Source organism: Streptomyces sp. ActVer, assembly GCF_027270795.1.
In the GTDB taxonomy this organism is placed as follows: Bacteria; Actinomycetota; Actinomycetes; order Streptomycetales; family Streptomycetaceae; genus Streptomyces; species Streptomyces umbrinus_A.
In genome coordinates this window covers 1-21,973 of record NZ_JAPWHT010000143.1, presented here as the reverse complement: position 1 = coordinate 21,973, position 21,973 = coordinate 1, and the positions used below count along the sequence as shown (strand labels likewise).

The following is a 21,973-nucleotide window of genomic DNA, read 5'->3' as shown; positions in this document are numbered from 1 at the left end:
GCTCGTGGGGGCCGCGCGCGACGAACTGGCCGCCGCCGGGTTGCGGCCGCGCCGTCTCCACAGCACCGAGACGGACACGCTCACCGCCCGCGAACGCGCGGCCGCGGCACTCACCGTGCGCGGTCGCACCCTGGCGGGCATCGCCGAGGAGCTGCACACCGAGGAGCCGGCGGTGGTGCGACTCCTGTCGGCGGTGTACCGGAAGGTGGGCACGGACCGGGCGGGGCTGGGTGCGGCGTTGGGGGAGGCAGGGCCAGCGGAGAGAGCGGAGACAGGGGGAGAGGGGCCGGGAGCGGGAGCGGGGGCGGGAGCGTAGGGCTAGTCAACGGGTGTGGGCCTACCGGCGTGGGCCCACGAGCGTGGGGCAACGGGCGGAAGGAAAGCCAACGCTTGTTGGCAAACGCTCGGTGGTGTGTGTCGGGGCCGGGGCAACAAGGGTTGGCAAACAGTCGGTGACGGAAACGGCTCGAAGTCGCCACGTGACGGTCAACGCCCGTCGGTGGACCGGCCCCAGCCAACGCGTGATGGCCAACGTTCGCTGGCCAACGGCCGTCGACCCCACGCCCGTCCACCCCTCGGGGCACGTACCATTGCGGCATGTCCTTCCTCCGCCGCCGCAGCGCCACTCCCGCCGGGCCTGAATTCGACGTTCTGGCCATGGACCCGGGCGACTGGCCCGGCAATCTCGGCGCGGGCCTGCTGCCCGCGCCCGATGGAAGCTGCCAGGGTGTGTTCCTGCGCTACGACCTGTTCGGCGGCCGCGGCCCCGCGATGATCATCGGCAATCTGCCGGAGGGCTCACCGGCCCGGGACGTCGCCGAGGGAGAGGTTCCGTTCGAGGTCGCGCAGCTGCTGCTGGCGCTGGAGAACGAGGAAGAGGTCACGGTCGTCGGGGCCGAGGACATGCCGGTGATGCAGGGCGACAACCTTCTCATCGTGCGCCGCCTCAAGCTCTCCGAGACCCGGATCTCCTGCGTCCAGTTCGACCGCAGCGACAACGTCCTGGTGACGATCGCCGCCTGGGACCGCCCCATCACCGACGACCTGTACGCGCTCCTGAAGCCCCTGCCCGCGGAGCTCTTCCAGCAGGGCTGAACCCCCGCAGTCCGCAGCGAACCGCCGGCGGACGGCGAGGCCACGTTCAAGCGGGAACCCCTAGCCCTGAGCCCTCTCACCCGCGGCCGGTTCGGTGTCCACGCTGTCCAGGAAGTGGAACCCGGGCCGCGGGTGCATGAGGAAGTCGTGGTGGGAGATGTTCCACGCGTAGGCGCCCGCCAGCGCGAACGCCACGCGGTCGCCCGCCTTCAGCCCGGGCGCCTGGACGTTCCGGGACAGGACGTCCTTCGGAGTGCACAACTGGCCTGTGAGCGTCACGAGTTCACGGCTCGCGACCGGACGTGGCCAGGGATGAGGCCAGTCCTCCACCGCGAGCACGGTGCAGGGCTGGTCGTGTCCCTTGGTCGCGGGAGTGCGCATGTGGTGCGTGCCGCCGCGCACGACGGCGAACGCCTCGCCGTGGCTCTGCTTCACGTCCAGCACCTCGGTGGCGTACCAGCCGCAGTACGCCGTCAGCGCCCGCCCGGGTTCGATACGCAATGTCAGATCCGGGTACCGGGAGGTGAGTTCGCCGAGCCCTTCGCCGTACGCGACCCAGTCGAAACGGTCCTCGGGCGTGGCGTAGTCGACCGTCATGCCGCCACCGACATTGACCTCGGTGAACCGCACCCCGTCGTGCCGCTCGGCCAGCCCCACGGCCCACCTCACGATGGACTCGGCCACCGCGAGCTGCTCCGGAGCCCGGAGCCCACTGGCCAAGTGGGCGTGAACGCCCCGGAGTTCGAGGTGCGGATACGTGCCGTCGGTGAGCAGGCGCACGACCGTGTCCGCCTCGGACGGGTCGAGGCCGAAGGGTGTGGGACGGCCGCCCATCGCCAGCGAGCTCGCGGCCAACGAGCCGGACGCCACGGGGAGGTTGAAGCGCGGCAGGACCGCGACCAGGCTGTCGGGCGCGACCTGCCGGGCCAGTTCGGCCAGCATGTGCAGCTCGTACTCGCTCTCCACATGGAAACGGTCCACGCCCAGCTCCAGCGCGGCCGTGATCTCGGCGGGCGTCTTGCCCGGACCGCCGAAGGCCAGAGAGCGGCCCGGAACAGCCTTGGCGACATGGGCGAGTTCGCCGCCCGACGCGACCTCGTAGCCGTCCACGTACGGACCCAGCGCGGCCAGGATCTCCGGCTCCGGGTTGGCCTTGGCCGCGTAGTAGAGCTCGACCCGCTCGGGCAGGGCGGCCCGCACGCTCGCTGCGTGTTCGCGCAGTGCCTCCAAGTCGTAGACGTAGGCGGGGAGTTCGCCGGAGGGCAGGGAGAGCACGCGGTCCCGTACGGTCGCGGTGGGGTGGGTCATCGGATACTCCCGGTCGTGCGGCGCAGGATGTCCTCGCCGAGCGGAGAGGGCAGGCGGACGTATCCGGCCTCGCGGTCGGCCTTGCGCTCCCAGCGGGTGAGGAGGTTCGCCTTGGCGGGCAGGGGCACTCCGGCGAGCAGCGCGGCCAGCGGAGGCGGGCAGCCGTGCCGGTCAGCGTACTTCTGGAGGGTGATGCGGACCCGCGCCCACAGCGCGGCCTCGGCATGGGGGTGCAGGTCGGCGAGCGCGGCGAGCAGCTCGGCGATGTGGTTCACGAGCAGGCAGTAGACGACCCGGTCCCAGCCGCGCTGCGCGTCGTACGCCATCGGGCCCGCGACCTCGCCAGGCAGCGCGGCGAGGGTCTCGGCGTGGTGCTCGGGCACGAGCTTGGTGCCCTCCAGGTCGCGGAAGAGGACCTGGGCGGGCATGCCGTCGCCGTCGACGCAGATCAGCACGTTCTGCAGATGGGGTTCCAGCACCAGACCATGGTCGAAGTAGGCGGCAAGGACCGGCGGCACGAGCAGCCTGAGATAGGCCGACCACCAGTCGAGCGCGGCCTGCGGACCGGCCCCGTCGAGGAGGTGGGAGACATGCGCGCGACTCGTCGGGTACTCGTCCGCGACGGCCGCCGCGAGCAGCGGGGTGGTGCCGGGCAGAAGGTGCCGGGTCAGGCCCTCGCGGACGATGACACCGAAGCCTTCGAGCAGCTCGCGGTCCGGGGCGCCGTCCGGTCCTGGCAGGGCGAGGCTGCGGTACGCGGGCTCGCGGAGCACCGCGCTGCCGGGGAAGCGCTCGGCCAGGTCGGCCAGGACCGGGCCCAGGGCGCGAGTGAGTGCGACGGCGCCGGACAGCTCGTAACTCGCGTTCTTGCGCAGGCAGTTGGTGATCCGGACGTTCAGGCTGAACTTCAGGAACGACTCGCCGTCGTACAGCGTCCGTACGGACGCTGTGGCGGCGAAGGGCCTGCCGCCCGGGCCGAGGTCGAGGATGTCCCCGCGCCCTAGGGCCGCGCGCAACGTGGGATGTTCGCGGAGCATCGCGTACTGCCACGGGTGGGCGGGCAGCAGCCGGTAGCCGTCGGGCACGTCGGCAACGCCCGTTCGGTCCTGCCGGTCCCGCCGGTCGAGCGAGTCCAGGGCACCGGGCTCCGCGGCCTCCTCGGCGATCAGGTGCTCGCGTACGGCCAGGTGGCGCAGAGGGAAGGCCGCGCCGGCCTCCGGCGCGTAGGCGAGCCAGGAGTCCGCGTCCCCGGTGCGCGCCTTGGGCGTGGGGTGGAAGCGGTGCCCGAACAGCAGTGACTGCTCGGAGGCGAGGTAGGCGGCGACGGGGGTGTCCGCCGGCGCCGAGTCGTTCCCCGCCCGTACGGGGATCGCGTGGGGATCGGTCCCCGCCCGTACGGCGAGAGAGGCGGCGATGGTTCGGTGGCTGGAGTCGATCTGCTCCAGGAACTCCTCGTTGCGCACACCGGTACGCAGGGACAGCTCGTCCTGCGTGTACTCGGCCAGTCGCCGCCATCCGACCACGTGCCAGCCACCGTCGGCCGTCTGCTCGCTCACCGGGCCGGCGAAGCGGTGCGCGCCGAGCAGCGACGTACGGCGCAGGGCGACGCGCAGCAGCACACCGCGGCGGGGGAGCCGCAGCAGCAGACGGCGGTCGGTGAAGGCGGTCTGGCGCTCGGGCGCCGACACCTCGCGCAGCAGACAGTTGAGGAGGGTGTGCGCCACGGCCTCGTCGGGGGAGGGGAGTTCGGCCGGCGCGGTGGGAGCGGTGACGGCGGGGGTGCTACCGAGCGACTCGGTCAGCGAGGGCATGTGTGGCTCCAGCGGGTGCAAAGAGAGCGGAGGATGGTCGCGCATACGGTGATCAGTGCGACGGCCGCGCCGGTGAGTAAGGGTGCGGTCGGGCCGTAGCGGGCGCTGCCCCCCGCCGCGGCCACGCCGGCGGTGACCGCGCCGGCCTTGGAGAAGAACTCCAGCGAGCCGGACATCCCGCGGGGGGAACGGCCCTTGACGCAGTCGGCGGTCAGCACCGACAGACACACCAGGCCGAGAGTCAGCCCCACGCCGAGGATCAGCCGTACGCCGATGAGGGTGGCGAGGGAGTCGGCCACGCTGTGACCGGCCAGTCCGATCGCGACGCAGACGAATCCGAACACGACCCCGGCCCGGGCACGGTCCCGGAAAGCGGTGTGTACGGGCATGGCGGCCATCAGGTAGCAGAGGTGCGGCACGGCGAACAGCACGCCCGCCAGCGTCGGTGACGCGCCCGGTATTCGTTCCTCGACAAGGGAGATGAGGTAGGGGAAGGAGATGACCGTGGAGAAGACGAAGGCGAATTCGAGCGCGTACAGCGAGCGCAGGGCCGTAGCCGGGACGGGCTCGGAAGTCTCAGCAGTCTCCGTCAAGTCGGCCTCCTCCACCTGTGGTTCGGGCAGCGCGGCAAGCAACAAGGCGGCGGCCAGCGGGAGAAGGGCGAGCAGCGCGTACTGGCGATGCGGTGACAGCCAGGGCGACAGGGACCCGACGACGATCGGGGCGACGACCAGGGCCGCCCGAGCACTGCCGTGCATCAGCGTGAGCGCCCGGGACAGGTGGGGTCCTTCCAGCGCGGCGCCGAGGTAGCCGTTGGACGCCGCGAACGTGCCGCCGAGGATGCCCTGCAACACCAGCGCCGCGGTGAAGGTGCCGAGCGAATCGGCCCACCCCGCGAGCAGGAAGGCGAGGGCAAGCCCCAACTGGGCGCGCAGCAACAGCCGTTTTCGCCCGAAGCGGTCCGCGAGCCGACCCCAGAGAGGGGCACCGAGCGCGCCGAACACGGTGGGCACGACATACAGCAGACCGGCCCAACGAGCCGTCCGGTCGCCGAGCTCCGGCAGAATCTCGGTCAGGAACGGCGGCAGCCCCAGCGCCGCGAACGACGCCACGAAGTAGCAGCCCGCGACGGCGTGCACGTGCCGCGGACCGAACCCGGGGCGGAGCATCCGCAGGACATCGGCCGTCATGCCGAAGTCCCTGTGCGCAGCAGGTAGTTGGGGCCGGTCGTGTAATGCTTGTTGATGTCCGCCGCGCCCGAACGTTCCTTCGTGAGCAGGGTTCCCGCGGTGACCATCGCCTTCACAGGCAGGCGGGGCGAGTCCAGCACCTGGGCCCGCAGTACGGCGCCGGGCTCGTCCGCTCCTGTCCCGAGCCGCTCGACCGCCTCGGCGAGCCGGTCGCGTACGAGCCGCAGAAGCACCGGAAGCGGAGCGCGACCGTGCCGGGCGAGCCCGAACGCGTAGGCGCCCGCGCACAGATGGACCGTGATGGTGGTGAACAGGTCGACGACCGGCTGGTCGCTCTCGGCGAAGGTCCGGGCATCGTCGAAGTCGAGCGGGCCGGTGGCCTTGTCCCCCGGCCGCTCGCCCAATCGCCCACCCAACCGCTCGCGCAGCCGCGCGGAGTTGATGCGCGGCCCGTCGTTGTCCTTGAACAACAGCCGCAGCCGAGTACGGCCGTCGGCTCGCCCGTCCAGGACGAGCGAGATGTTCTGCTGGTGCGACTCCAGCGCGATCCCATAGCCGAAGAGCGTGGTCTGCCAGTCGAAGAGCAGGTCGAGCCAGGCGTCGAACAGGGCGAGCGGGTCGCCGCCGTAGAAGCGGTCGGCCAGGTCGTCGACGACCAGCCGGCCACCGGGGGCTTCGGCGAGCAGGGCGGCCATCGGTATGACGACGGAGTCCTGGAGACCGGCGGGGTAGCGCCGGAACAGTGCGGTGAGCAGTTCGTGCCCGGCGTGCGCGTACATGGTCTCGTCGGCGTGCAGGATCGTGTCCTGGAAGCGGGGCTCGCGGGCGACGACCCGCTTGATCAGACGCTGTCCCGCGGCTCCGTCGACGAGTGTCCCGGGCTTGATGGTCCGCCGGTTGCGCAGGCCCAACGTGGCAGTGTCCAGGGGGAGTTTGACGTGCACCAACGGGTCGGCGGACATGGCGACGGTACGCATCGACAGCGTGGGCACGGCTTCGAGGTGGGCGCGGTCGGCGAGCACCGCGCGCCCCGTCAGGCCGGTGGCACGCAGGGCCCCTTCCAGCGGGGGACCGACGGTCAACGGGTGTACGGGCAGGGCCACATGAGTACGGTCGAGATCCCCCAGCCCGATCAGCCCAGGCGTGGGCCAGTGGTCCGGAAAGGTGCCGACGACCGCATCCAGGGGTACGGCGAGCCAGCGCAAGGAGAAGTGCGGATGGAACTCCGGTGCGTACGCCCGCAATTGCTCCTCGGTGAGCCCGGATCGGCCGCGTGCCGTGGGATAGACCGGATGGTCGACATGGGCGGCGAGGGTGTCGAACGCCAGCCCGGCCGTCAGCCCCGTCCAGTCGGCCGGGTCCGCTCCAAGCCGGTCCGTCAGCCGCTCGGCGACCTCCGACCGGACCGAGTCGTGCAGCCGCATGGTGGCCAGCGTCTGACGGCACTCCTCCGCAAAGGCGTCGAACCCGCCCTGGTCGACGGGCTCGGCCAGGGCCCGCAGCACGCCAAGGATCTCGTCGCACGTCTCATACGGGACGGGGACGTGCGCGGCCTCCTCGAACTCCCCGACGAGCAACGGCAGCCGGGCCGCGAACTCGCACTGGAACCCGTCCTCGACGACGGGCAGCAAGAGGAAACCCCCTTGTCCGTCGGCCCGTTGCAGCCACGCGCCGTCCGGCCGCCGCACGAGCGTGCTGCGCGTACGCAGTCCGACCACGTCCTCACGCAGCAGCGCGCTGAGCACTCGGATCACCAACTCGCCCTCGGTGAGGTCGGTCTCCGGCCGTACGCCGTGCCCGCCGCCCGCGTCGCCCGTGTCGTCCGCGTCGGTCGAGCCGCCGGTCGTCGCAGTCGGGCCCGTCACCGCTGGATCTCCCACCGCTGCCGGGCCAGGAACTCGGCCACGGCCTTGTCCACGGCCTCCTGGTCGGTCCCCACAGCCCGCAGCACGCCGAGGAAGTCGCGATTGGTGTGATACACCTCGTGCCGCTCGCCGACCTCCCGAAGCGGGCGGTACGTCAACTGCACTCCGTCGACGGTCAGTTCGGTTGCAGCGGGGGCAGCGGTCAGAGTCCCGGCGCTCTCGGCACAGGGGTACTCAAGTCGAGCCGCGCCGTCACCCCGTGCCTCCAGGTCCACCGGCAGACGTTCACCCAGGTGCGTACGCAGGATGTGCTCGAAGAGCGGGATCTCCAGCAGGCGTGCCAGCAGCAGATCGCACTGGTCGCCGATGGCACGGTAGTTGACCTCGATGATCCTCGCCCGGCCCTCGTGGACCACGAATTCGGTGTGGCAGGCGCCGAATCCCACGCCGAGGGCGTCGAGTTGGGCCAGCACCTGGGCGACGACCGGCTCGGGATGGGCCGCGACGAAGGTCAGCCGTTCCTCGATGAAGTACGGCGGTGGTGACACGGTGGTGTGAAAACCGCCAAGGACATGACGGACGTGACCGTCGCCGAGCGTCTCCAGGGTGTACAGCTCGCCCGGCAGATACTCCTCGACGACCAGGGCGGCCCCCGGGCGACGGCTCCGGATCTCCGTGCAGCGCGCCACCAGTTCCTCGGGACCGTCTACGAGCACGACGTCCTCGCTGGCCACGCCCTCGCGCGGCTTGACGACACAGGGGTACGGGACGTCGAGGGCGGCCAGGCCCGCGAGATCGGTGACCTCGGTCGACCACACCGTGTCAGCGCCGACGGAGGTGAGATGGCGTCGCATCTCGGCCTTGTCCTTGGTGCGCAGGGTGACCCACCAGTCCTTGCCGGACAGGCCGAAGTAGTCGGCGGCCAGGGCGGCCTGGGTCTGCAGATGGTCGCTGTTGGTGAAGACCGCGTCGGGTCGGTGATGAGTCGATATCCGCGTGACGACGGCACGGAAGTCGCGCACGTCGCACTCCAGGGTCTCGATCTCCGGATACACGCTCCGGTGGGCGTCCGGCTGGTCGGTGAGGAGCGTGACGTCCAGGCCGAGCCGCGCCGCGGCGGGCAGAAATCCTTCGGTGACGGAGTCGGTCGGGTTGAGGGCCAGTAGATACATACGCATGCGCGACGAAGACTTCCGCTCGTGGGTGGAGTGTTGAGGGGCGTGCTCGGGATGCCGGGCACGCTCCTGGCGGTGGGAGTTACTTCCTCGGAAGCTCCACGCCGGTGGGCTTCGCCGCGACTGCGAAGCCCACACAGGCGTTGATGCCGAGGGTCGTCGGCGAGGCCGGTGGATCGCGAGTGATGCCCTGCGCGACTGCACTGGGGCCCGCGAGCGCGGCGTCCACCGTGAACCCGATGGCGGTACACGGCGGCCGCAGGGCGCGCGGCGGCACACCCATCGGTGCGGACTGATGGGGACCAGTCACGGTACGTGAGCTCAAGTTAGGCATGTTTTGGATTTCAAGCAGCTAGGGAGGGGGTGTGACGTGCTCCTCCCTTGATCGTTGCTCCAGGGGTGCGGTCACGTGCTGTTGTCGGTGATCTCTATACTAAGGTAAGGCTTACCTGCTTCACTCGCTCAGCCCCCCATGCACAGGAGTACCAATGACCGTGGCCGTGGAGACTCTGTCGACCGGTGCGGCCGCGTCCGTGTCCGGCCTGCTCGCGGGCACGTACCGACAACTGGGCGAGGTGTGCGAGGCGTTGACCGTGCGAGTCGCCGACCCGGATCCGTCCGTCACCCAAATGGGCGTCAGTGGAGCTGAGTTGACGAAGAATCAGGAAGCCCTGGGCGCCTTCTTCCTGGCCGAGACGGCCCGCATCCAGGACCGCTACGACCACACCCCGCGCCGGGACGTCGCCGCCTCCCGGGCCCTCCACGACTACGCGTGGTCCGTCGGGCTGCTGATGAGCGGCGTCTGGTACCTCACGGGCCGGGTGCCGCGTATCCACCCGGAGGACGTACGGCTCGACCTGACGACCGGTGTGTTCGAGATCAGCCCTCGCGCGGACCTCACCTGCCTCCCGGGCGACCCGGCCGCCGCACTTCCCGGTGCTCTGACGGCTCCTCATGAGGAGGCGCTACGCGCCGAGTTGAGGGTGGCCGTCGCCGATCACATGGAACCGCTGCTCTCCGCGATCGCCCCGCACATCCGGCGCGGCCCGCGCGCCCTGTGGGGCATGGTCACCGACGACCTCGTCTCCGGCATCTGGTACCTCGGCCGCATGCTCGGCCAGGAGCCGGACGCCGTCCGGGCGGCCACCGCGCTCCTGCCCTCGGCCGTCGCACCCTTCCCGGGCGGAGCGGAGTTCCGCCGGCTCACCGGCAGTGACGGACGGCAGCACACGACCCGTACCCGTATGGGCTGCTGCCTCTACTACACGATCCGCCCCGCCGAGGCCTGCTCCACCTGCCCCCGCACCTGCGACGCCGAACGGCTGCGCCGGATCGAGGAGGGCTGAACCCGGTCGCGCGCGGGTCCCGTCGCAGGCCAGCACTGCGCCGCACGATCGGTACGCGCAGCCGCACGAGCGGCACCGGCACGGCGGGCGCCCGCGTTCCGTCCCGCGTACGGTGGCCTGAGGCGGCCGACACATGTCTCACGACAGGAGACGCGCGATGAGCGGCGAACCGACCTTCTTCGAAATCGGAGTGGCAGACCCCGAGCGGGGCCGCGCCTTCTACGGATCCCTTCTCGGCTGGACCTTCGAACCCGGCACGTCCGAAGGCGGAGGCTTCGCCATCGCCACCGACGGAGTGCCGGGCGGAATGCACGGCGGCGACGCCGGAGCCTCCCCCTATCTCTTCTTCAGGGTGGACGACCTCGACGCCGCCGTCGCCCGGGTCCGTGAACTGGGCGGCACGGTGGAGGACCTGGGCGACGGCGGCAACAGCGAGGAGTCGGCCGCCCGGTTCGGCCGCTTCAGGCTGTGCCGCGACGACCAGGACTCCGCCTTCGGACTCCATGAGCCGCCGAAGTGACCCGTTACGAGGCCGACGGCACCACCCGTACGTCGGCGGCACGCACATACGCGACCCGGTGCCCGAACTGGATCTCGTAGTACATGTCCTTGCCGCGCACCACCCGGTGCGGCGCCGTGTCGAAGGTCGGCGCGTAGAAGTACTCGCCCGGCACCTTGTCGCCCGCCGAGTACTTCTGCCCCTTGAGCAGTTTGTACGGCAGGGGCGAGATCTCCTGGACGGGCACGCCCGCCGGGTAGGCCGCCTTCTCCGGGTACGCGCGTCCGTACACGGGGATCTCGGTCAGCCCGGCCTTCGGTGTAACGACCGGACCGGTCGCGTTCACCGCGGTCGGCTGCTTCGCCGGGTTCTTGAACCAGGCCTTCTGGCCGAGGTACCAGATCGCGGTCCAGTCGCCGTCGCGCCCGGCGACCGCGTACCGCTGGCCCGTTGAGACACGCGAACCCAGGTCGTTCACGTCGATCGTGGAGTCCCCGCCCTTGGGCCGCAGCCCGATGTCCTTGACGAGCGGCGCGTCCGAGCGCGGCTGGGTGTGCAGCCGTACGGCGCTGGAACCGTGCGCCGCGCAGGACTCGCCCTTGGCGACGCAGCCCGTGAACTTCGGCTTGTGCTTGGCGAATTGGGGGAGCACGGTCACGAGCCCGCCGTTCGATCCCGGGACGGCGCGCAACGGCTTGCCCAGCAGGGCGAAGTAGTGCTGCCAGTCCCAGTACGGGCCCGGGTCCGTGTGCATCCCGGGGATGTTCGCCGACGTCGGTCCCGGCACGGTGTCGTGGCCGAGGATGTGCTGCCGGTCCAGCGGGATGTCGTACTTCTTCGCCAGATACGTCACCAGCCGCGCCGACGACCGGTACATCGCCTCCGTGTACCAGGCGTCCGGCGCCGCGAGGAACCCCTCGTGCTCCAGGCCGATCGACTTGGCGTTCACGTACCAGTTGCCCGCGTGCCAGGCCACGTCCTTGGCCTTCACATGCTGGGCGATCTGCCCGTCGGTCGAGCGCAGGGTGTACTGCCACGACACATAGGTCGGGTCCTGCACCATGTTGAGGACGCCTTTCCAGGCACCCTCCGTGTCGTGCACGACGATGTACTTGATGCTCTGGGACTTGGGCCGGTCGCCGAGGTCGTGGTTGCCGTAGTCGCCGTCGCCGAACTCCTCGTACGGTGCCGGAATCCACTCGCAGGACACGGTCGCCGGGCACTCGGTGCCGGCCGCGCGGGCCGACCGCAGTCCCGTTTCGCCCAACTGCCTGGTGGCGGGCCGCAGTTGGGGCTGAGCCGCGAGGGCGACCTGCTGGCCCGCGTCCGTCGTGCGGTGCTCCCCGCGGCGGATCACGTCGAAGACGTCGTCGGCGTACGTCGCGGCCGTCGCCGTGTCGTCGGCGCCCAAGAAGCGTGCCACCGCCCCGTACCAGTCCGCCGCGTCGTCACTGAGCGGCTCGCCGAGCTGCTTCTGGGCGGCGGCCAACAGCGCGGCACCGCCCGCCACGTTGGCGGCCACGTCCGTACGCAGCCGTTCCGCGGGGATGCCGGTGAGATCGGCCGCCTTCGTCAACGTCTTGAGGCGGGCGGGGAGTTGGGTGTTCTCCGGGACCTTGGTGTCCGGGAGCAGAGGCGTGCGTGAATCGTCGCCGCGCGCGTCCTCCGTGCCCTCGCTGTGGTGCGGTGCCACCGTCCGGGCGATCGCGGTGCGGGCGTCCGTCAGATGCATGGGACCGTACCCGCCGGTGACACTCGGCGCCCCGCCGTGCGCGTCCCAGCGGGACTGCAGATAGGAGACGGCGAGGAGCACCTTCCTCGGTACGTGGTACTGGGCGGCCGCGTCGGCGAACGCGCTCTGCAGACGTGCGGAGGACGTCTGGGCGCCGCTACCGGACGGGGCGGCGCCCAGCAGCGGAAGCAGCAGGGCCGCCGAGGCGACGGCACCGGCCGTCCTGCGTGCGCGTCTGTGCCCGGTGGAGGGGCTGGAGTCGGTGGGGGATCCTCGCAAAGCAGGCCTCCTGGGACGATCGGTCGCGATGGTGCGTGCGGGGCCGGGCGTGCGTCAGTGGTACCGGCTCCCCGACGATCCGTCAATCATGCCCAGAGGCAGTTGATTTCCCACGTCAGCGGCGGGTGTCGCGGGTTTCGCGGCGGCGGCGACCCGGCCTGCGAGGCGTCAGTGGAGTGGACCTGTGGCCTGTTCGGGTGAACGTTCCTCGATGGAGGAGTGCCGGGCGAGATCGGCGGCCCGACATGACGAAGGTCCGCGATGCGCCCTGTACCGGGCACACCGCGGACCACCATCCCCGTCAGCGAGTGCCGACCGCCGCACGGACGGCCTTGCGGGCCATCTGGCAGTCGTCGTGCAGCCGCCTCAGCAGCAGCCGCTGTTCCTCGCCGGACGGCGCAGCACCCGGGTGGGCCGGTCCCGGTGCCGCCGGGGTCGTCTCGTGCATCGACCGCTGCACGGCCGTCTCGTACGTACGGATCTCCCTGGTGACGACGAGCATGAGGTTCACCAGGAACGCGTCGCGCGCCGCGGGTCCCGCCGACTGCGCGAGCTGGCTGATCTGCCGCCGGGCGACGGGCGCGTCCCCGAGGACCGCCCACAGCGTCGCCAGGTCGTACCCCGGCAGATACCAGCCCGCATGCTCCCAGTCCACCAGCACTGGACCGGCCGGTGACAGGAGAATGTTGGACAGGAGAGCGTCGCCGTGGCAGAACTGGCCCATGCCCTGGCGGCCCGCCGAGTGCGCGATGCCGTGCACCAGCTTCTGCAGATCACCCATGTCGCGGTCGGTGAGCAACCCCAGGTCGTGATACCGGGAGATCCGGGCCGCGTAGTCCAGCGGGGCGTCGAACGTCCCCGCCGGCGGCCGCCACGCGTTGAGCCGGCAGATCGCGCCGAGCGCCGCCCTGACGTCCGCGCGGGGCGGGGACTCGGCCGGGTGCCGCTGCAGCGCCGCCACCCGTCCCGGCATCCGCTCGATCACCAGTGTGCAGTTGTCCGGGTCCGCCGCGATCAGGCGCGGCACCCGCACCGGGGGCCGGTGCCGCACGAACGAGCGGTACGCCGCTATTTCATGACGGATCCGCTCGGTCCACACCGGGGAGTGGTCCAGTAAACACTTGGCGACGGCGGTGCTGCGCCCTGTCGTACCGACCAGGAGCACGGAGCGGCCGCTGCGGCGCAGCACCTGCACCGGAGAGAACTCCGGACAGATCCGGTGCACCGACGCGATCGCCGTGCGCAGCTGAGCCCCCTGGGGGCCGGACAAGTCGAGTCTCCCGCTGAGCGGTTGGGTGCCGAGCCCCGGCACGCGCCGTGACCTACCGGCACCGAGCACGGGAGCCGCCCCCGGGCGTGCGGGGTCGAGATATGGGCCGCTGCCGACCGGGCGGGCGTGCAGTGACCGGGGCGGAGCGGACACGGAGGACGATGCTGCGTACATGGGCGAAACAGATCCCTTCGTGTGCCTGCGAGTTGCTGCGCTACCCGCCCCGGCCGCCCTGGTGCACCCTGGGGAGTGTCCCTTCGGCGACCGGGTCGGGGTGGCGCTTTCCTACCTGACACCCGATGCCCAGTGGCACACCATCTGGCGTGCCCTGGCGAACCCTGGCGAATAGTCGCTCAGCAACTGACAGACGGTTAGTGTCAACTCAGCCGAGAACCTGGGGGCTTGACGTGAGCGGACAACCCAACACCCGCCTTTCGGACCTGTTCGGCCTGGCCGGCTGGTCCAAGGGGGAACTCGCGAGGATGGTCAACCGGCAGGCGGCGGCCATGGGCCACCCCCAGCTGGCGACGGACACCTCAAGGGTGCGGCGGTGGATCGACACGGGAGAGATCCCGCGAGATCCGGTGCCGCGGGTGCTGGCAGCACTGTTCACCGAGCGTCTCGGCCGTGTCGTGACCATCGAGGATCTCGGTCTGGTCCGGCACGGGCGCACGGGGAAACGGCAGGGCGGCGGGAGTGTGGAACATCCCGACGGTATGCCGTGGGCGCCCGAGCGGACTGCCGCGGTCCTCACCGAATTCACGGGAATGGACCTCATGCTCAACCGACGCGGCTTGGTGGGCGCGGGCGCCGCGCTCGCCGCCGGATCCGCAATCAGCAGCGCCATGCAGGACTGGCTGCACTCCGATCCGGCCCTCGCGGCCGACGCCCCTGACATCGACAATCCCCTGCACGCCGACCCCGCTGGGTTCGACCGCTACGAGGCCGCCCCCATCGGGTCGCAGGAGATCGAGGAACTGGAGCGCTCGGTCGAGGTGTTCCGGGCCTGGGACGCGGCCCGCGGGGGCGGACTGCAACGCAAGGCTGTCGTGGGACAGCTCAACGAAGTGGGAGGCATGCTCTCCTACCGACACCCCGACCATCTGCAGCGGCGCCTGTGGGGCGTCGCCGCCAACCTCGCCGTCCTCGCGGGCTGGATGTCGCACGACGTCGGCCTGGAGCCCACGGCCCAGAAGTACTTCATCATCGCCGCGCACGCGGCCCGAGAAGGCGGTGACAGGCCCCGTGCGGGCGAGGCGCTCTCCCGAGCTGCCCGCCAGATGGTGCACCTGGGCCGGCCCGACGACGCGCTCGACCTCATGAAGCTCGCCAAGTCCGGATCGGGCGACGAGGTCCTGCCGCGCACCCAGGCCATGCTCTACACCATCGAGGCCTGGGCACAGGCGTCGCTGGGCAAGGGCCAGGCCATGCGGCGCACCCTGGGGGAGGCGGAGGACCTCTTCGTCTCGGACAAGGGTGACGTGCCGCCGCCGAGCTGGATGCAGCTGTTCGACGAGGCGGACATGCACGGGATGCAGGCCCTGGCCTACCGCACGCTCGCGGAGCACGACCCGTCCGCCGCCGCCGTCGCGCAGCGCCACGCCAAGGAAGCCCTGGAGCTGCGGGAGAAGGGCCGGGACCGGTCGAAGATCTTCGACCACATCTCGCTCGCGTCCGCCTGCTTCATCGCCGACGACCCCGAACAGGCCGACCGGTACGCACGCCTGGCCCTGACGTCGATGGGCTCGAACTCCTCCCACCGCACCTGGGACCGGCTGCGTGAGATGTACCGGCTGACGGGGCAGTACTCCAGCTATCCGAAGATCAACGATCTGCGTGAGGAGATCAAACTGGCGCTGCCCAAGGGCTCGTTGAAGGCCAGGGGCGGCAACAGCGCACGGGCATAGGGGGCCTGTGCGGCTGGTTTCACCCCTGCCGGGTTGTGCTCATGTGCGCTCGGGCTGTGCCCGTGTCAGGTGGCAACCCGGGCGATCAGTACGCAGGCGTCGTCCTCGCGTTCCGTCTCGCCGAACTCCTCCACGACCATCCGTACGCAGTCCTGTGCGGCGCGGGCCTCGCCGAAGCGGGGGGCCAGGTCGAGGAGACGGCTGACGGTCGCGGTGTCGCCTCCCCCCTCGACCTCGCTCGAGTCGTGGGACTCCCATGACTGGGACTGGGGAGGCACCCACCGTCGGGGAACCAGCCCGTCGGTGTGCAGGAGGAGCAGGTCCCCCGGTTCGAGCATCTCCTCGGCCTGTCCGTAGACAGCGCCGGAGGTGGCGCCGAGCAGGACGCCGTCCGGCGGCGCGAGCATGCGCCCCGTCCCGTTGCGGAACAGCAGTGGGGCGGGGTGCCCTGCCTGCGCCCAGGTCAGCGTGCGGCTCTCGGGCCGGTAGCGGCAGCACACCGCGCTGCCCAGGGCCGGCTGGACCGAGGCGTCGAGTAACTGGTTGAGCCACGCCATGAGCTGTCCGGGCTCGGTACCCGCCACAGCCATACCGCGCAGGGCGCCGATCATCATCGCCATGCCCGAGGTGACGGTCACACCGCGGCCGGTGAGGTCGCCGACGCTCAACAGCGTGTCTCCGCTGGGCAGTTCGAGTGCGTCGTACCAGTCGCCGCCGATCAGCTCGCTCGTCGAGGACGGCAGATAGCGGGCGGCCAGGTCCAGTGTCTCGGGTCCCTGGCGCGGGAGGCGCAGGGAACCGCGCCACGGCGGCAGCACGGACTCCTGCAACTCGACCGCGAGCCGGCGCTCGGTCTGCGCGAAGTGCCGTTGGTGCTGCAGGGAGTCCCGGGTCTCACTGACGGTCCGCTGGCTGCGGCGCAGCTCGCTGACGTCCCGCAGGACCGCCCACATCGAGGCGGTGCTGCCGTCCGTGTCGAGCACGGGCTCGCCCATCACGTGCACGGTCCGCACGTCGCCGTCGGGCCGGACGATACGGAACTCGCCGTCGATCGGCTTGGCGTCGATGAGGCAGTCCGTGACCATCGCCGTCAGCCTCGGCCGGTCCTGTTCCAGCACCACGGAGGGCAGTTCGTCGAGGGTGAGCGGGGGAGCGGCGGGGTCACGGCCGAGGATCTGGTAGAGCTCGCCGGACCAGGTCGCCTCGTCCGTCAGCAGGTTCCACTCGGCGCTGCCGACCCGGCTGAGCAGTGAGCCGTGCCGGGGTGCGGTCGGCGCGGCTCGTACGGTGGGAGCCGCCGCCTCGTGCTCGACGGGAACGGCCGACGGACCGTCCCTCAACTGCGCCAAGTGCTCGTCGAGGTCGCTGAGTTGATGCATCGCCAGATCGCACAGGGCGCGCTGCCAGCGTCCCTCCGGATCCGTGCCGTCGGCCGGCGCGTCGCGCCGTACGGCGTCCACCTCGCCCCGCAGCCGGCGCGTCTGCGAAATGAGCGCGTCGACCGAGCCGCGCGGGGGCGGCTGGGCGGCAGGGTGGTCCGCCGAGAGGTGGGACGGCATGACGTACTCCGATACAGGCACGGTACGACCAAGGCTGAAGGAAGGACCGGTTACGACTGTCGCACAGCCTGCGACGCCCTGTAAGGGATTTGGCAACACGCGACGCGGTGGTGCCTCTGGCATATGTCGCAGTCCTCGCGGAGGCTGCGGGCGGGGCGAATTCAGTACGCGGGCCGGTCGGTCAAGTCGTAGACAGGATAGGTGAGTTGATGGAGTGACGGCAGTGGCCGCGACTCACTCAATCGTATGTTCGGTGAGCGTGTGTGCGGTGCTCGATCGAGGTTTCGCCGCCTCGGTGCCGCTGAGCTCCGCGTCAGTACCGCTGGGCCTTGACCAGCTTGGGTGTCAGCACCGGCTCGGCGGGCTTGCGGCTGATGGCGAGCGGCTGAGCACGCTCACCCGGGGCCAGGTCCTCGGCGCCCACGAATCGCGTCTCGACCGTCTTGCCGGAGGAATCGAGGAAGTCGACCTGCACGGCGTACGAGGCCTGCGTGTCGGTCTTGTTGGTGATGCTCACGACGACGGCGAGCAGGCCACCGGTCTCGGCCCTGGGCTTGCCGGTCATGGAGACGTCGGACATCGCGTTGCCCTGGCCGTCGACGCCCTTGAGCTCGTTCTCCGCCGCCTTGTTGGCCCGGGCGACCTCCGCCGACACGGACGCCTCGAAGGAGGACGCCGCGGCCGAGGCGGAGGAAGCCGCAGCTGAGGCCCGGGCTCGTGCGGACTCGACGGCCGATTCGTTGACGGAGGGGGCCGTACCCGAGAAGGACGCCGTGTCGGGCGGGGAAGGCCGTTCGCTGAAGGGCGGGTCGGAATCGCCGGAGTCGCTGTCGGTGCTGCACGCCGCGAACGTGCCCATGGCCGCGGCGACCGCCGCCACCGCGACGGCAGCCGAACGAGTCCTGCCCGGCCGGCGGGGGCCACGGGGCGGCGGTGTGTTCATCGCGCGCTGTCCTTGCTGTCGGTGCCTGGTCGATCACTGCCGGGTCGGTCGACGAAATGAACCTTATGCCTGATATTCCGGCAAGGCATTTCGTGGCCGGCCGGGCCCCAGTCACTCGCCCGGCACCAGGGCTGCCGCTTTCGCGGTCAGTAGCGCAGTACTCCCGCGATGCCCGCCGCGTCGCCCAGCGCGCCGTCCGGGACGAAGCGGACCTGCGCGCCGGTGTCCAGGCACTGTTCGACGATCTCGTCCACGATGTCGTCGCGGGCGTCCAGATCGTCGGTGTCGGCCGGGACGAGATGGTCGCCGCCGTCGTCGCGTACGGTCACGCGGTAGTTCTCCTCGACGGCCAGCAGCCGGACCCGGCCGGCGGTCGCGTTCTGCCAGACCTCGTCGACCCCGGCCGCGAACGCCCGTCGGCCCTTGGCCGTTTCGAGTTCCCGTGCCACGGTGTCGGCGCTCTTGCGGTCCTCGGCCGTGACCAAAGGGCTGACCGCCTGCCACACGGCGTCGGCACCCGCGTGCGCGAGACCGCCGTGCGCGACGTGGACGGCGTCCTTGCTGACGGTGCCGACCTCGTCGAGAAGGGAGAGCGCGGCCTGCTCGCCGGTGACGTACACCGGTCGCGGGTCGCCACGCAGGACGCTGGCGAGGACGGTGTCGCCGTCCCGCAGGAAGTGGCGGGTCCGCTCGTCGCGGAAGGTGCTCGGCAGGTCGCCGACGCGTTCCTTGCGCTCGGCGTCCGGGTCCTCCAGGCTCCGCGTCAGCGGAAAGCCGGCCGCCTCGGACTCGACGACATGCCCCCCGCCGCCGCTCCACAGGGAGATCCGGTCCGCGGAGACGGCCAGGACCCAGAACGGGCGCTCGGCGGCCTGCGCGGCGACGAGATTGCGGGTCAGGAAGGTGTCCGAGAGGACGACGCGCTCCGGCACGGTCCGGGCCAGCGACCACACCTGGTGCTCCCCGGGGGCGGCGAAGATCGCCAGGCCGTCCTCGGCGTGTGCCAGATCGACCTCCGCGAGCGCCTGCTCCAGCTGACCGGCGACGTCCATCCGCAGCTCACGGGTGACCGCGGGATCGGATTCCAGCTGCTTCTTCGCCTTGGCCAGGACGTTGCGCAGCCGGACGGGATCCTGTGCCTTGTCGGGCTCGCGTCGATGGGTCGGAGTGAGCACCGACACGGCCGGATAGGGCCGCGGGCGGCGCAGTTCGGTGAGTGTGGTGGGGCTCAGAACATGCTCCATATATGCACCATATGGCCGAATGGGTGAACGGGCATGCGGAGGAGTGGAAGAGGAATGGAACCGGATCGGGCCAACGGTGCGAGGTGGGCGCCGTGGCCCTCGCGATCCTCAGTCCTCCGCCCCGCACGAGCTCCCGTCGGCCGGCAACGAGCCGTACAGCAGGAAGTCGTCGACCTTCCGGTGCACGCACTTGGAGGACCCGTACCCGGTGTGGCCCTCGCCCTTGTTGTCGAGGACGACGGCCGAGGAGCCGAGCCGTGCCGCGGTCTCCGTGGTCCAGCGGTACGGGGTCGCGGGGTCGCCGCGGGTGCCGACGAGGAGCAGCTTCGGGGTGTCCACGTCGCGGACCTTGTCGCGGATGTACGTGGTGCCCTTCGGACGGCCGTAGCACATCAGGACCTGCGTGAGGCGGTACTCGCCGAAGACCGGCGACGCCGCCTCGTACTCGGCGCGCAGTCGGTCGATGTTCTGGGTGATCTGGTCGGCGGTGGGCCGGTCGGGGTCGTCGGCGCAGTTGACGGCCATCAGGGCGGCCGGGAGGTTGTCGACGGGAATGTCGCCCTCGTCGACCAGGCCCCCCTCCCCGTCCTCGGCGAGCCCACCGTCGCCGGGGACCGTGATGCCGCCGGGCAGGGAGATGCCGCCGCCGGCGAACCGCATGATGCCGCGGGTGTCACCGTCCTGGACCAGCGAGGTCAGCGCCTGCGAGAGGGCCGGCCACAGCTCCTTGCTGTAGAGGGCCTGCACGATGGCGCCCACCAGGTCCTGGCCGGAGAACGGTTCGCCGAAGTCCCCCGGCACCGGGTCCTCGTCCAGCGAATCGACCAGCCGGACCACGTCCTGCCGGGCGGTGCGCGTGTCCTGGCCGAACGCGCAGTTGATGTCCTCGGTGCACCAGTCGAGGAAGCCCTCGAGGGCTGTCTGCTGGCCCTGCGCGCCGACGATGCCCTGTTCGCTCAGCGGTTCGGTGAGGGTGTCCACGCCGTCGAGCACCAGCCGGCCCGTCTTCTTGGGGAACTGGGCCGCGTACACCGCGCCCAGCCGCGTTCCGTACGAGAAACCGAGGTAGTTGAGCTTCTTGTCGCCGAGGGCCTGGCGCAGCACATCGAGGTCGCGCGAGGCATTGACCGTGCCTATGTGGGACAGCACGGGCCCGGAGTGCTCGGCGCACGCGGCGGCGGCCCTGCGCAGTATGTCGAGAGCGGCCCGCGGGCCGTCGCTGTCGTCCGCGTCGGGATCCGCCTCGTCCACGGCCTCGCCCGTCCCCTCGCCACAGCTGACCGGGGAGCTTCTGCCGACGCCGCGCGGGTCGAAGGTCACCACGTCGTAGCCGTCGGTCAGGCCCATGAAGTCCTCGCCGCCCGCGGCGAGTTCGCTGACTCCGGGCCCGCCCGGGCCGCCGAAGTTCAGCACCACCGAACCTCTGGACTTCCCCGTCGCCCGGATGCGGGCCAGGGCGAGGTCGAGTGTCCCGTCGGCGGGTTTCGTGTAGTTGACCGGGACGGTCACCTTTCCGCACTGCAGGTCCTTGGGCAGGCTGTCGCCCTCGCAGGCGGACCACTTGATCCGCTGGTCGTAGAAGCGGGACAGATCGGGACGGTCGGTGTCCGCCGCGGCGACCGTCGGCAGCCCGGCTCCCAGCAGGGCCAGCGTCACGGCGCCGGTGAACGCGCGGCGTTGATGCGTGGACAGCATGAAGGCCTCCCGGAACGCCCCGGCGCGCAGCCGGGGATGCCCCCTCGATCACGATAAGGGGGCATCCCCGGCCACGCCTCCCGGCGGGCGGACCTGCACCGGAGGCCCTACTCTGCGCTCCGCGCGCCCCACGGCGCGGTGTCACGGCCTCGCGCCGGACAGTTCGAGTGGGGCACCGCCCGTTGGGGTGAAAAATCGGCAACCCACTAACCCGCATCGCCCACCGGCGTTTTATCCGGTGCGGGCGAGTGCCCGCGTCCATGTCTGGAAGGCAGGGAACCTATGAAACGGGTTGCCCGAAATGGTTTGATCATCGCGGCCGCCGCCTCCGGCGCCGTGGCCGTGACGATGCCGGTGTACGCGGACTCCGCGGCGGACGGCGGCACGGCCAACTCGCCGGGGGTGATCTCCGGCAACACCATTCAGCTCCCGGTGCACGTTCCCGTGAACGTGTGCGGGAACACGGTGAACGTGGTCGGACTCCTCAACCCCGCAGCGGGCAACCGCTGCGCCAACGAGGGCGGCCACGGCAAGGGCGGCGACGGCAAGGGCGGTGCCCATGCGGGCTCCGCCGGTGCGGTCGCCGAGGGAGGGGCCAAGGATTCACCGGGTGTGATCTCCGGCAACGGCGTGCAACTCCCGGTCCAGCTCCCCGTGAACGTCACCGGCAACTCGGTGGGCGTCGTCGGCATCGGCAATCCCGCCATCGGGAACGAGTCCACGAACACGTCGAGGGAGCGGCCGCACCACCCGGACAAGCCGGTGGCGCCCCCCGCCCCGAAGCCGGTGGAGCCGCCGAAGAAGCCGGTGCGACCGGCGCAGCCCGAGGTGGAGCCCGAGGCTCCGCGGGCCGTGGCCCAGGGGCCCGGAGCGTCCCTCGCCCAGACCGGCACGGACCTGATGGGCCCGACGGTCGCGGCCAGCGCCGCGCTGATGCTGGGCGGCGCCGCGCTGTACCGGCGTTTCCGGACGGCTGTCGCGCCCCGGTCCGGGCACGCCGGTGCGGGTGGGCCGGGGTCCGCGGACGGCTCCTGGCCCGAGCCGGCGGTCGGTCC

At 71.0% G+C, this 21,973-nt stretch carries 18 protein-coding genes; 6 read left to right on the top strand and 12 right to left on the bottom strand.

The annotated features are described in order from the left end of the window. A partial coding sequence (locus O3Q52_RS23515; RefSeq protein WP_269650745.1) for a hypothetical protein occupies positions 1–316 on the top strand: 316 nt, incomplete at its 5' end. Between the two features lie 281 nt (positions 317–597). Continuing rightward, positions 598–1,095: a hypothetical protein gene (locus O3Q52_RS23510; RefSeq protein WP_055610485.1), complete on the top strand. Its 498-nt coding sequence runs from the start codon at positions 598–600 to the stop codon at positions 1,093–1,095. Between the two features lie 60 nt (positions 1,096–1,155). On the opposite strand, the gene O3Q52_RS23505 is transcribed toward O3Q52_RS23510, so the two are convergent. The 6 genes from O3Q52_RS23505 to O3Q52_RS54190 all read right to left on the bottom strand — a co-directional run bounded on the left by O3Q52_RS23505 (position 1,156) and on the right by O3Q52_RS54190 (position 8,769). Then, complete coding sequence (locus O3Q52_RS23505; protein WP_269650744.1) at positions 1,156–2,403, bottom strand: type III PLP-dependent enzyme; 1,248 nt, start codon at positions 2,401–2,403, stop codon at positions 1,156–1,158. Further along, positions 2,400–4,214 carry an IucA/IucC family siderophore biosynthesis protein gene (locus tag O3Q52_RS23500; protein ID WP_269650743.1) on the bottom strand — a complete coding sequence of 605 codons (1,815 nt, stop codon included), beginning with the start codon at positions 4,212–4,214 and terminating at the stop codon, positions 2,400–2,402. Before O3Q52_RS23500 ends, O3Q52_RS23505 begins: the two co-directional genes overlap by 4 nt. Further along, positions 4,202–5,404, bottom strand: coding sequence for an MFS transporter (locus tag O3Q52_RS23495; protein WP_269650742.1), 1,203 nt, complete (start codon positions 5,402–5,404; stop codon positions 4,202–4,204). Before O3Q52_RS23495 ends, O3Q52_RS23500 begins: the two co-directional genes overlap by 13 nt. Beyond that, the gene (locus O3Q52_RS23490) at positions 5,401–7,161 is read right to left on the bottom strand and encodes an IucA/IucC family siderophore biosynthesis protein (protein ID WP_269650747.1); all 1,761 of its coding nucleotides are present in this window, start codon (positions 7,159–7,161) and stop codon (positions 5,401–5,403) included. The genes O3Q52_RS23495 and O3Q52_RS23490 overlap by 4 nt, the downstream gene beginning before the upstream one ends. A gap of 104 nt (positions 7,162–7,265) precedes the next feature. Next, positions 7,266–8,447 (bottom strand): acetyl-CoA carboxylase biotin carboxylase subunit family protein, encoded by a 1,182-nt coding sequence (locus O3Q52_RS23485; protein ID WP_269650741.1) that lies wholly within the window; start codon positions 8,445–8,447, stop codon positions 7,266–7,268. A 79-nt stretch (positions 8,448–8,526) separates the two neighbouring features. Further along, a complete protein-coding gene (locus O3Q52_RS54190) occupies positions 8,527–8,769 on the bottom strand; it encodes a hypothetical protein (protein ID WP_332112933.1) in 243 nt (80 codons plus the stop codon). A gap of 163 nt (positions 8,770–8,932) precedes the next feature. Here O3Q52_RS54190 and O3Q52_RS23475 point away from each other — a divergent pair, with 163 nt between their 5' ends. After that, on the top strand, positions 8,933–9,790 hold the full coding sequence (locus O3Q52_RS23475; RefSeq protein WP_269650740.1) for a (2Fe-2S)-binding protein: 858 nt from the start codon (positions 8,933–8,935) through the stop codon (positions 9,788–9,790). A 157-nt stretch (positions 9,791–9,947) separates the two neighbouring features. Further along, complete coding sequence (locus tag O3Q52_RS23470; RefSeq protein WP_269650739.1) at positions 9,948–10,310, top strand: VOC family protein; 363 nt, start codon at positions 9,948–9,950, stop codon at positions 10,308–10,310. A gap of 4 nt (positions 10,311–10,314) precedes the next feature. Here O3Q52_RS23470 and O3Q52_RS23465 read toward each other — a convergent pair whose 3' ends face one another. Beyond that, the gene (locus O3Q52_RS23465; protein WP_269650738.1) at positions 10,315–12,300 is read right to left on the bottom strand and encodes an N-acetylmuramoyl-L-alanine amidase; all 1,986 of its coding nucleotides are present in this window, start codon (positions 12,298–12,300) and stop codon (positions 10,315–10,317) included. Positions 12,301–12,601: 301 nt separating this feature from the next. After that, entirely contained in the window at positions 12,602–13,744 is a 1,143-nt protein-coding gene (locus tag O3Q52_RS23460; protein ID WP_269650737.1) for an aminoglycoside phosphotransferase family protein, read from the bottom strand. A 233-nt stretch (positions 13,745–13,977) separates the two neighbouring features. Between O3Q52_RS23460 and O3Q52_RS23455 the strand changes: the two genes are divergently transcribed. Then, on the top strand, positions 13,978–15,477 hold the full coding sequence (locus O3Q52_RS23455) for a hypothetical protein (RefSeq protein WP_269650736.1): 1,500 nt from the start codon (positions 13,978–13,980) through the stop codon (positions 15,475–15,477). A gap of 65 nt (positions 15,478–15,542) precedes the next feature. On the opposite strand, the gene O3Q52_RS23450 is transcribed toward O3Q52_RS23455, so the two are convergent. The 4 genes from O3Q52_RS23450 to O3Q52_RS23435 all read right to left on the bottom strand — a co-directional run bounded on the left by O3Q52_RS23450 (position 15,543) and on the right by O3Q52_RS23435 (position 20,918). Next, positions 15,543–17,036, bottom strand: a complete 1,494-nt coding sequence (locus O3Q52_RS23450; protein WP_269650746.1) for a PP2C family protein-serine/threonine phosphatase — start codon at positions 17,034–17,036, stop codon at positions 15,543–15,545. 313 nt (positions 17,037–17,349) lie between these two features. Continuing rightward, entirely contained in the window at positions 17,350–17,979 is a 630-nt protein-coding gene (locus O3Q52_RS23445) for a hypothetical protein (RefSeq protein WP_269650735.1), read from the bottom strand. Positions 17,980–18,125: 146 nt separating this feature from the next. Next, complete coding sequence (locus tag O3Q52_RS23440) at positions 18,126–19,223, bottom strand: chemotaxis protein (RefSeq protein WP_269650734.1); 1,098 nt, start codon at positions 19,221–19,223, stop codon at positions 18,126–18,128. A gap of 108 nt (positions 19,224–19,331) precedes the next feature. Further along, a complete protein-coding gene (locus tag O3Q52_RS23435) occupies positions 19,332–20,918 on the bottom strand; it encodes an alpha/beta hydrolase (RefSeq protein ID WP_269650733.1) in 1,587 nt (528 codons plus the stop codon). Positions 20,919–21,224: 306 nt separating this feature from the next. Between O3Q52_RS23435 and O3Q52_RS23430 the strand changes: the two genes are divergently transcribed. After that, positions 21,225–21,973 (top strand): chaplin (locus tag O3Q52_RS23430; protein WP_332112932.1); only part of this gene is annotated, 749 nt, incomplete at its 3' end.

Excerpts from the sequence above, each read along its gene's own strand:
- O3Q52_RS23510 (WP_055610485.1), top strand. The coding sequence starts at position 598 with ATGTCCTTCCTCCGCCGCCGCAGCGCCACTCCCGCCGGGCCTGAATTC.
- O3Q52_RS23505 (WP_269650744.1), bottom strand. The coding sequence starts at position 2,403 with ATGACCCACCCCACCGCGACCGTACGGGACCGCGTGCTCTCCCTGCCC.
- O3Q52_RS23500 (WP_269650743.1), bottom strand. The coding sequence starts at position 4,214 with ATGCCCTCGCTGACCGAGTCGCTCGGTAGCACCCCCGCCGTCACCGCT.
- O3Q52_RS23495 (WP_269650742.1), bottom strand. The coding sequence starts at position 5,404 with ATGACGGCCGATGTCCTGCGGATGCTCCGCCCCGGGTTCGGTCCGCGG.
- O3Q52_RS23485 (WP_269650741.1), bottom strand. The coding sequence starts at position 8,447 with ATGCGTATGTATCTACTGGCCCTCAACCCGACCGACTCCGTCACCGAA.
- O3Q52_RS23475 (WP_269650740.1), top strand. The coding sequence starts at position 8,933 with ATGACCGTGGCCGTGGAGACTCTGTCGACCGGTGCGGCCGCGTCCGTG.
- O3Q52_RS23470 (WP_269650739.1), top strand. The coding sequence starts at position 9,948 with ATGAGCGGCGAACCGACCTTCTTCGAAATCGGAGTGGCAGACCCCGAG.
- O3Q52_RS23460 (WP_269650737.1), bottom strand. The coding sequence starts at position 13,744 with ATGTACGCAGCATCGTCCTCCGTGTCCGCTCCGCCCCGGTCACTGCAC.
- O3Q52_RS23450 (WP_269650746.1), bottom strand. The coding sequence starts at position 17,036 with ATGCCGTCCCACCTCTCGGCGGACCACCCTGCCGCCCAGCCGCCCCCG.
- O3Q52_RS23445 (WP_269650735.1), bottom strand. The coding sequence starts at position 17,979 with ATGAACACACCGCCGCCCCGTGGCCCCCGCCGGCCGGGCAGGACTCGT.
- O3Q52_RS23440 (WP_269650734.1), bottom strand. The coding sequence starts at position 19,223 with ATGGAGCATGTTCTGAGCCCCACCACACTCACCGAACTGCGCCGCCCG.
- O3Q52_RS23435 (WP_269650733.1), bottom strand. The coding sequence starts at position 20,918 with ATGCTGTCCACGCATCAACGCCGCGCGTTCACCGGCGCCGTGACGCTG.